Raw genomic sequence first — 7,705 nt, 5'->3', positions numbered from 1 at the left:
GCACACCCACTTCACCGGCGAGGTGTACATCTTGTCGAAGGAAGAGGGCGGCCGTCACACCCCGTTCTTCAACAACTACCGTCCGCAGTTCTATTTCCGCACGACCGACGTGACCGGCTCGATCGAGTTGCCGAAGGACAAGGAAATGGTGATGCCGGGCGACAACGTGTCGATCACGGTCAAGCTGATCGCCCCGATCGCCATGGAGCAAGGCCTGCGTTTCGCCATCCGTGAAGGTGGCCGTACCGTGGGTTCGGGCGTTGTGGCGACCATCATCGAGTAATTAACCTTGAGGGGTCGGCGGCCCGCCGCCGGCCATGAACATGCAAAAGCAAAAAATCCGCATTCGCCTCAAGGCCTTCGATTACAAGCTGATCGACCAATCGGCGCTGGAGATCGTTGACACGGCCAAGCGTACCGGTGCCATCGTCAAGGGCCCCGTGCCCCTGCCGACGCGCCTGGAGCGTTTCGACATCCTGCGTTCGCCGCACGTCAACAAGACCAGCCGTGACCAGTTCGAAATCCGTACCCATCAGCGTCTGATGGACATCGTGGACCCCACCGACAAGACGGTGGATGCCCTGATGAAGCTGGATTTGCCGGCTGGCGTGGACGTCGAGATCAAGTTGCAGTAAATCCTGCAGCTTTAGAGAGGCGGCCTGCGGGCCGCTTTTCTTTTGGCTGAACAAATAATATTTGCACGGAGGCATTGAATGCCCCTAGAATCGCGGGCTTTCCCTGTGTGCCTTGGTGCGCAGGGGAGTGGTTGCGTGCAAAGTTTGTTCGCAGCCAAACTAGGGCGCCCGGCCAATCGATGTCGGGTGTGTCAAACAAAGGCCTCGGATATCGAGGCTGGAGAAAGCAATGAGTCTTAGCAATCGCCTCGGATTGCTGGGCCGCAAGGTGGGCATGATGCGCATCTTTACGGACGATGGTGACACCATCCCCGTGACGGTGCTGGATGTGTCCAACAACCGCGTGGTCCAGGTCAAGACCCAGGAGACCGACGGCTACACCGCGCTGCAAGTGGCGTTTGGTGCCCGCAAGGCCTCCCGTGTCGTCAAGCCCGAAGCCGGCCACTTCGCGAAAGCGGGTGTGGAAGCCGGTGAAGTGCTGAAGGAATTCCGTGTGTCGCCGGAAGTCGCTGCCGAATACAAGGCTGGCGCCGCTGTTCCGGTGACGCTGTTCGCCACGGGCCAAAAGGTCGATGTGCAGGGCACGTCGATCGGTAAGGGCTATGCCGGCACCATCAAGCGCCACAATTTCAGCTCGCAGCGCGCGTCGCACGGTAACAGCCGTTCGCACAACGTGCCGGGCTCGATCTCGATGGCGCAGGATCCGGGTCGCGTGTTCCCGGGCAAGAAGATGACTGGTCACATGGGCGACGAAACCGTCACCACCCAGAACCTGGACATCGTGCGCATTGACGAAGCCCGCCAGCTGTTGCTGGTGAAAGGCGCCGTTCCGGGTAGCAAGAACGGCCACGTGGTCGTGCGCCCGGCCGTCAAGGCCAAGAGCAAAGGAGCCCAGTGATGCAACTCGAGCTCCTGAATGAGCAGGGCCAGGCTGCCGGTAAGGTTGACGCCGCCGACACCGTCTTCGCCCGCGAATACAACGAGGCCCTGGTTCACCAGGTCGTCGTGGCCTATCAGGCCAATGCCCGTCAAGGCACCCGCGCCCAGAAGGATCGTGGCGAAGTCAAGCACTCGACCAAGAAGCCTTTCCGTCAAAAGGGTACGGGTAATGCTCGTGCCGGTATGACCTCTTCGCCGCTGTGGCGTGGAGGCGGTCGGATTTTCCCGAACCGTCCGGACGAGAACTTCAGCCACAAGCTGAACAAGAAGATGTACCGCGCTGGCATGGCCGCGATCCTGTCGCAGCTGGCTCGCGAAGGCCGCATGGCTGTTGTGGACTCGATCAAGGTCGAGGCCCCGAAGACCAAGCTGCTGGCCGCCAAGTTCAAGGCCATGGGCCTGCAATCGGTGCTGCTGATTGCGGACGAGGTGGATGACAACCTGTTCCTGGCTTCGCGCAACCTGCACAACGTGTTGGTGATCGAGCCGCGTCACGCTGACCCGCTGTCGCTGGTGCACTTCAAGAAGGTGCTGGTGACCAAGGCGGCGTTGGAGCAGCTCAAGGAGATGTTCGAATGAGCGCGCCGAAGTTTGACGAGGGCCGTTTGGCCCAGGTGCTGCTGGCGCCCATCGTGAGCGAAAAGGCCACGACCGTCGGCGAAAAGCACAACCAAGTGCTGTTCAAGGTGATGCGCGACGCCACCAAGCCTGAAATCAAGGCGGCCGTGGAGCTGATGTTCAAGGTCGAAGTGGCCTCGGTCAGCGTCGTGAACGTCAAGGGCAAGACCAAGCGCTTCGGTGGCCGTGTGGGTCGCCGTGACCACGTGAAGAAGGCCTATGTGAGCCTGAAGCCGGGTCAAGAGCTGAACTTCTCCGGGGAGGCTGCGTAATGGCCGTCGTAAAAGTCAAGCCGACCTCGCCCGGCCGCCGTGCCGTGGTCAAGGTGGTGCACAAGCACCTGCACAAGGGTGAGGGCTACGCGCCGTTGCTCGAGCCGCAAAAGCAGAAGTCGGGCCGTAACAACAACGGTCACATCACCATGCGCCACAAGGGCGGTGGTCACAAGCACCACTATCGCGTGGTCGACTTCCGCCGCAACAAGGATGGCATCCCTGCGAAAGTGGAGCGCATCGAGTACGACCCCAACCGCACGGCGCACATCGCTCTGGTGTGCTATGCCGACGGCGAACGTCGTTACATCATCGCCCCGCGCAACTTGGCCGTTGGTGCCACGATTTTGAGCGGTGCTGAAGCCCCGATCAAGCCGGGTAACGCTCTGCCGATTCGCAACATTCCCATCGGTTCGACCATTCACTGCGTTGAGTTGTTGCCTGGCAAGGGGGGGCAAATCGCTCGCTCGGCTGGTACGTCGGTGACGCTGATGGCCCGCGATGGCGCCTACGCTCAGATCCGTCTGCGCTCGGGTGAAGTTCGCAAGGTGCACATCGACTGCCGCGCCACCTTGGGTGAAGTGAGCAACGAAGAACACAACCTGCGTCAATACGGTAAGGCTGGCGCCAAGCGCTGGCTGGGTATCCGTCCGACCGTTCGTGGTACCGCCATGAACCCGGTGGACCACCCGCACGGTGGTGGCGAAGGCCGCACGGGCGAAGGCCAGGTTCCGGTGTCTCCGTGGAACACCATGACCAAGGGCTTCCGTACCCGTTCCAACAAGCGCACGCAGACGTTCATCGTCTCGCGTCGCAAGAAATAAGGGGTCGCCATGAGTCGTTCTCTTAAGAAGGGCCCGTTCGTCGACGCCCACCTGATGGCCAAGGTCGAAAAGGCCAGCGCCAACAAGGACAAGAAGCCGATCAAGACCTGGTCGCGTCGCTCGACCATCTTGCCCGAGTTCATTGGTCTGACCATTGCCGTGCACAACGGACGTCAGCACGTTCCCGTGTATGTGAGCGACCAAATGGTCGGCCACAAGCTGGGTGAATTCGCGCTGACTCGCACCTTCAAAGGCCACCCGGCCGACAAGAAGGCTGGTAAGAAGTAAGGATGGCCACCATGCAAACCAAAGCTAGCGTGCGCGGCATTCGCCTTTCTGTGGACAAAGGTCGTCTTGTGGCGGACATGATCCGCGGCAAGAAGGTGGATCAGGCGCTGAACATCCTGACCTTCACCCAGAAGAAGGCTGCCGGCATCATCAAGAAGGCGCTCGAGTCGGCCATTGCCAACGCCGAGCACAACGATGGCGCGGATATCGACGCCCTGAAGGTGACCTCGATTTACGTCGAACAAGGCACCACGCTCAAGCGCTTCACGGCGCGGGCAAAGGGTCGCGGCAACCGCATCAGCAAGCCGACGTGTCACATCTACCTGACCGTTGGTAACTGAGGGGGCTAAAGGACTATGGGACAGAAAATCCATCCGGTTGGCTTCCGCCTTCCCGTCACCCGCAATTGGTCGTCGCGTTGGTATGCGTCGAGCCGCAACTTCGCCGGCATGCTGGCTGAAGACTTGGCGGTTCGCGATTACCTGAAGACCAAGCTCAAGAATGCAGCGGTCTCGCGCATCTTGATCGAGCGTCCGGCCAAGAATGCCCGCATCACCATTTTCTCGGCTCGCCCGGGCGTGGTGATCGGCAAGAAGGGCGAAGACATCGAAAACCTGAAGGCCGAACTGGCCAAGCGTCTGGGCGTGCCCGTCGCGGTCAACATCGAAGAAGTGCGCAAGCCTGAAGTCGATGCTCAGTTGATCGCTGACTCCATCACCCAGCAGCTCGAAAAGCGCATCATGTTCCGTCGCGCCATGAAGCGTGCGATGCAGAACGCCATGCGCTTGGGTGCTCAGGGCATCAAGATCATGTCGGCCGGTCGTCTGAACGGCATCGAAATCGCCCGTACCGAGTGGTATCGCGAAGGTCGCGTGCCCCTTCACACCCTGAAGGCGGACATCGACTACGGCACTTCGGAAGCCAAGACCACCTATGGCGTCATCGGCGTCAAGGTCTGGGTCTACCGTGGCGACCGCTTGGCCAACGGCGAAGCGCCGGTGCTCAAGAGCGTTGAGGGCGAAGACGATCGTCGTAACCGCCGTCCGGGCCGTCCCGGTCCGGGTCGGGGTCGTGATGGCAAGCCGGGCGAAGGTGGTGCGGGCGACCGTCCCCGTCGCGTGGCGCGCAAGCCCGAGGGCGGCGCCCCTGGCGCTGGCGCCTAAGGAGAATAGAACATGCTGCAACCAGCACGTCGCAAATTCCGCAAGGAGCAAAAGGGCCGCAACACCGGCGTCGCCACCCGTGGCGCCGATGTTTCGTTCGGTGAATTTGGTCTCAAGGCCACCGAACGCGGTCGTATCACGGCCCGTCAAATTGAAGCCGCCCGTCGTGCCATTTCGCGCCACATCAAGCGCGGTGGCCGCATCTTTATCCGCATCTTCCCGGACAAGCCGATCAGCAAGAAGCCGGCCGAAGTGCGGATGGGTAACGGTAAGGGCAACCCGGAGTACTACGTGGCCGAAATCGTGCCCGGTAAGGTGCTCTATGAACTGAACGGCGTGCCCGAAGCGCTGGCCCGCGAGGCGTTCACTCTGGCTGCAGCCAAGCTGCCGCTGAAGTGCACCTTCGTGGAACGCCGCATCGGCGCCTAAGGGGAATCCAGATGAAAGCATCTGAACTGCGTACCAAAGACGTGGCCGCGCTGGAAAAGGAAGTCAAGGACTTGCTCAAAGCCCACTTCGGCCTGCGCATGCAAAAGGCGACCCAGCAACTGTCCAATCACTCGATGCTCGGCCAAACGCGCCGTGACATCGCCCGTGTGAAGACGGTCTTGGCTCAGAAGAAGAAGGAGGCGGCCAAATGACGCAAGCTGCTGCTGAGAAGGTCGTTCGCACCCTCGTGGGTCGCGTGGTCAGCGACAAGCGCGCCAAGACGGTTACCGTTTTGGTCGAACGTCGTACCAAGCACGCGCTCTATGGCAAGATCGTTGCCTCGTCCCGCAAGTACCACGCCCACGATGAAGCGGGTGAGTACAAGATGGGCGATGTGGTGGAGATCGCCGAAAGCCGTCCGTTCTCCAAGACCAAGAACTGGGTTGTGACCCGCCTGGTCGAGAAGGCCCAAATCGTCTAAGGCTGTCGCCGTAGCCGATACCGCGCCGCACGTTGCATCCTGCAGCGGGCGGCGTTTTCATTTCCGGAGTTGAACATGATCGCGTTGGGTCACGCACTGCCGTCAGTAACGGTTTATGAATTCTTGGAAGAGGCCGCAGAGGGGTGCACCGTCGGCCCCAATCCGGTGTCTGTGGCTGAAGCGGCCCGTGGCAAAACCATTCTCCTATTCGCCTTGCCCGGCGCGTACACCCCGACTTGCTCCGCGCAGCACTTGCCGGGGTATGTCGCCCTGGCGGCGACCATCAAAGAAAAGGGCATCGATGAAATTTGGTGCGTCTCCGTGAATGATGCGTTCGTCATGCATGCCTGGGGCAAATCCATGGGTGCCACCGGAGTGGTCCGCATGCTGGCGGATGGGAGTGCGGAACTGACCAAGGCGCTCGGCCTGACGCTGGATCTGACCGCCAAGGGCATGGGCGTTCGGTCCCAGCGATTCGCGATGCTCCTTAAAGACGGCCAGATTGCCGACTTGCAGGTGGAAGCTCCGGGCAAGTTTGAGGTGAGCCGCGCTGACGCCATGTTGGCGCGAATTTGACAGCCACCTCCAAGTTCCGCTTGACATCAGGGTTTTGATTGACCCATAATGCTGGGCTTCGCTGAGCTTTTTTCATCTGGCGCAAACTGCTGGACTGAGGGGCTCGGTTTCTGCCCTCAACCGCCGATGCGGTGTGTGACCAAAAAGGTTGTGCGCTACTGAGGCTTACGGGCCCAAGACTGCTCGGCTGCTGTTGTGGCTGGGAAAAGTTGGGAATTGACATGATCCAAATGCAATCGCGACTCGAGGTCGCGGACAACACGGGCGCGAAGTCCGTCATGTGCATCAAGGTGCTGGGTGGCTCCAAGCGTCGCTACGCCGGCATTGGTGATGTCATCAAGGTCAGCATCAAAGAAGCTGCACCGCGTGGCCGCGTCAAGAAGGGCGAGGTCTACAACGCGGTGGTCGTGCGCACGGCAAAAGGTGTGCGCCGCCAGGATGGCTCGCTGGTGAAGTTCGACGGCAATGCCGCCGTGCTGCTCAATGCCAAGCTGGAGCCGATCGGCACCCGCATCTTTGGCCCGGTCACTCGTGAACTGCGCAGCGAGCGCTTCATGAAGATCGTGTCGCTGGCGCCGGAAGTGCTGTAAAGCGCGGCGAAAGGACAGCAATGAACAAGATTCGTACGGGCGACCAAGTCATCGTTTTGACGGGTCGCGACAAGGGCAAGCGTGGCACGGTTGCTCAGCGCGTGGATGCCGATCGTCTGATCGTCGATGGCGTGAATGTGGCCAAAAAGCACGTCAAGCCGAACCCGATGAAGGGTACGACCGGTGGGGTGGTGGATAAGGCCATGCCGATCCATCAATCGAACGTCGCCATCTTCAATGCGGAAACCGGCAAAGCCGACCGCGTTGGGATCAAGGTGCAAGAAGACGGCAAGAAAGTGCGTGTCTTCAAGAGCACCGGCGCCGAAATCAAGATTTGACGAGGGCGCTATGGCTCGTTTGCAAGCGTTTTACCGCGAAAAAGTGGTGCCGCAGCTGAAGGAAAAATTCGGCTACGCCTCCATCATGGAAGTTCCCCGGATCACCAAGATCACCCTGAACATGGGTGTGAGTGAGGCGGTGGCGGACAAGAAGGTCATGGACCACGCTGTGGGCGATCTGACCAAGATTGCTGGTCAGAAGCCTGTGGTGACCAAGTCCCGTAAGGCTATCGCCGGCTTCAAGATCCGCGAAAACGTGCCCATCGGTTGCATGGTCACGTTGCGCGGCGCCCAGATGTACGAATTCCTGGATCGCTTCGTGACGATCGCGCTGCCTCGTGTTCGCGACTTCCGTGGTATCTCGGGCCGTTCGTTTGATGGCCGTGGCAACTACAACATCGGTTGCAAAGAACAGATCATCTTCCCGGAAATCGAATACGACAAGGTGGATGCTCTGCGTGGTCTGAATATCAGCATCACCACGACGGCCAAGAACGACGAGGAAGCCAAGGCACTGCTGGCGGCTTTCAAGTTCCCCTTCAAGAACTGAGG

At 60.3% G+C, this 7,705-nt stretch carries 16 protein-coding genes; all 16 read left to right on the top strand.

Translation table 11 applies throughout. The annotated features are described in order from the left end of the window. Window positions 1–283, top strand: a 283-nt coding sequence (locus tag I7X43_RS14395) for an EF-Tu C-terminal domain-related protein (protein WP_445666941.1), incomplete at its 5' end; no start/stop codon positions are given. A gap of 40 nt (window positions 284–323) precedes the next feature. After that, window positions 324–635 (top strand): 30S ribosomal protein S10, encoded by a 312-nt coding sequence (rpsJ, locus tag I7X43_RS14390; protein ID WP_130434746.1) that lies wholly within the window; start codon window positions 324–326, stop codon window positions 633–635. 229 nt (window positions 636–864) lie between these two features. After that, complete coding sequence (gene rplC, locus I7X43_RS14385) at window positions 865–1,533, top strand: 50S ribosomal protein L3 (protein ID WP_198101646.1); 669 nt, start codon at window positions 865–867, stop codon at window positions 1,531–1,533. Beyond that, a complete protein-coding gene (gene rplD, locus I7X43_RS14380) occupies window positions 1,533–2,153 on the top strand; it encodes a 50S ribosomal protein L4 (RefSeq protein ID WP_198101645.1) in 621 nt (206 codons plus the stop codon). The genes rplC and rplD overlap by 1 nt, the downstream gene beginning before the upstream one ends. Then, a complete protein-coding gene (gene rplW / locus I7X43_RS14375) occupies window positions 2,150–2,464 on the top strand; it encodes a 50S ribosomal protein L23 (RefSeq protein WP_198101644.1) in 315 nt (104 codons plus the stop codon). The genes rplD and rplW overlap by 4 nt, the downstream gene beginning before the upstream one ends. Further along, window positions 2,464–3,288: a 50S ribosomal protein L2 gene (gene rplB, locus I7X43_RS14370; protein WP_198101643.1), complete on the top strand. Its 825-nt coding sequence runs from the start codon at window positions 2,464–2,466 to the stop codon at window positions 3,286–3,288. The genes rplW and rplB overlap by 1 nt, the downstream gene beginning before the upstream one ends. 9 nt (window positions 3,289–3,297) lie before the next feature. Further along, window positions 3,298–3,576: a 30S ribosomal protein S19 gene (rpsS, locus tag I7X43_RS14365; protein WP_138855367.1), complete on the top strand. Its 279-nt coding sequence runs from the start codon at window positions 3,298–3,300 to the stop codon at window positions 3,574–3,576. Window positions 3,577–3,587: 11 nt separating this feature from the next. After that, window positions 3,588–3,917: a 50S ribosomal protein L22 gene (gene rplV / locus I7X43_RS14360; RefSeq protein WP_198101642.1), complete on the top strand. Its 330-nt coding sequence runs from the start codon at window positions 3,588–3,590 to the stop codon at window positions 3,915–3,917. A 15-nt stretch (window positions 3,918–3,932) separates the two neighbouring features. Beyond that, window positions 3,933–4,739, top strand: coding sequence for a 30S ribosomal protein S3 (gene rpsC, locus I7X43_RS14355; RefSeq protein WP_246480432.1), 807 nt, complete (start codon window positions 3,933–3,935; stop codon window positions 4,737–4,739). Between the two features lie 12 nt (window positions 4,740–4,751). Beyond that, window positions 4,752–5,168: a 50S ribosomal protein L16 gene (gene rplP / locus I7X43_RS14350; RefSeq protein WP_198101641.1), complete on the top strand. Its 417-nt coding sequence runs from the start codon at window positions 4,752–4,754 to the stop codon at window positions 5,166–5,168. 11 nt (window positions 5,169–5,179) lie between these two features. Then, window positions 5,180–5,380, top strand: coding sequence for a 50S ribosomal protein L29 (rpmC, locus tag I7X43_RS14345; RefSeq protein WP_198101640.1), 201 nt, complete (start codon window positions 5,180–5,182; stop codon window positions 5,378–5,380). Next, window positions 5,377–5,649 (top strand): 30S ribosomal protein S17, encoded by a 273-nt coding sequence (rpsQ, locus tag I7X43_RS14340; RefSeq protein ID WP_198101639.1) that lies wholly within the window; start codon window positions 5,377–5,379, stop codon window positions 5,647–5,649. Before rpmC ends, rpsQ begins: the two co-directional genes overlap by 4 nt. Before the next feature lie 75 nt (window positions 5,650–5,724). Next, complete coding sequence (locus I7X43_RS14335) at window positions 5,725–6,225, top strand: peroxiredoxin (protein ID WP_198101638.1); 501 nt, start codon at window positions 5,725–5,727, stop codon at window positions 6,223–6,225. Between the two features lie 221 nt (window positions 6,226–6,446). Beyond that, window positions 6,447–6,815: a 50S ribosomal protein L14 gene (gene rplN / locus I7X43_RS14330; RefSeq protein ID WP_198101637.1), complete on the top strand. Its 369-nt coding sequence runs from the start codon at window positions 6,447–6,449 to the stop codon at window positions 6,813–6,815. A 20-nt stretch (window positions 6,816–6,835) separates the two neighbouring features. Then, a complete protein-coding gene (rplX, locus tag I7X43_RS14325) occupies window positions 6,836–7,153 on the top strand; it encodes a 50S ribosomal protein L24 (RefSeq protein ID WP_198101636.1) in 318 nt (105 codons plus the stop codon). Between the two features lie 10 nt (window positions 7,154–7,163). Further along, window positions 7,164–7,703, top strand: coding sequence for a 50S ribosomal protein L5 (rplE, locus tag I7X43_RS14320; protein ID WP_198101635.1), 540 nt, complete (start codon window positions 7,164–7,166; stop codon window positions 7,701–7,703). Window positions 7,704–7,705 lie beyond the last annotated feature (2 nt).

Source organism: Inhella gelatinilytica, assembly GCF_016093295.1.
Classification (GTDB): domain Bacteria; phylum Pseudomonadota; class Gammaproteobacteria; order Burkholderiales; family Burkholderiaceae_C; genus Inhella; species Inhella gelatinilytica.
This window is presented reverse-complemented; position numbering and strand designations above follow the sequence as displayed.

Bases quoted from the DNA above. Each gene is read 5' to 3' on its own strand.
- rpsJ (WP_130434746.1), top strand. From the start codon at position 324: ATGCAAAAGCAAAAAATCCGCATTCGCCTCAAGGCCTTCGATTACAAG.
- rplC (WP_198101646.1), top strand. From the start codon at position 865: ATGAGTCTTAGCAATCGCCTCGGATTGCTGGGCCGCAAGGTGGGCATG.
- rplD (WP_198101645.1), top strand. From the start codon at position 1,533: ATGCAACTCGAGCTCCTGAATGAGCAGGGCCAGGCTGCCGGTAAGGTT.
- rplW (WP_198101644.1), top strand. From the start codon at position 2,150: ATGAGCGCGCCGAAGTTTGACGAGGGCCGTTTGGCCCAGGTGCTGCTG.
- rplB (WP_198101643.1), top strand. From the start codon at position 2,464: ATGGCCGTCGTAAAAGTCAAGCCGACCTCGCCCGGCCGCCGTGCCGTG.
- rpsS (WP_138855367.1), top strand. From the start codon at position 3,298: ATGAGTCGTTCTCTTAAGAAGGGCCCGTTCGTCGACGCCCACCTGATG.
- rplV (WP_198101642.1), top strand. From the start codon at position 3,588: ATGCAAACCAAAGCTAGCGTGCGCGGCATTCGCCTTTCTGTGGACAAA.
- rpsC (WP_246480432.1), top strand. From the start codon at position 3,933: ATGGGACAGAAAATCCATCCGGTTGGCTTCCGCCTTCCCGTCACCCGC.
- rplP (WP_198101641.1), top strand. From the start codon at position 4,752: ATGCTGCAACCAGCACGTCGCAAATTCCGCAAGGAGCAAAAGGGCCGC.
- rpmC (WP_198101640.1), top strand. From the start codon at position 5,180: ATGAAAGCATCTGAACTGCGTACCAAAGACGTGGCCGCGCTGGAAAAG.
- rpsQ (WP_198101639.1), top strand. From the start codon at position 5,377: ATGACGCAAGCTGCTGCTGAGAAGGTCGTTCGCACCCTCGTGGGTCGC.
- I7X43_RS14335 (WP_198101638.1), top strand. From the start codon at position 5,725: ATGATCGCGTTGGGTCACGCACTGCCGTCAGTAACGGTTTATGAATTC.
- rplN (WP_198101637.1), top strand. From the start codon at position 6,447: ATGATCCAAATGCAATCGCGACTCGAGGTCGCGGACAACACGGGCGCG.
- rplX (WP_198101636.1), top strand. From the start codon at position 6,836: ATGAACAAGATTCGTACGGGCGACCAAGTCATCGTTTTGACGGGTCGC.
- rplE (WP_198101635.1), top strand. From the start codon at position 7,164: ATGGCTCGTTTGCAAGCGTTTTACCGCGAAAAAGTGGTGCCGCAGCTG.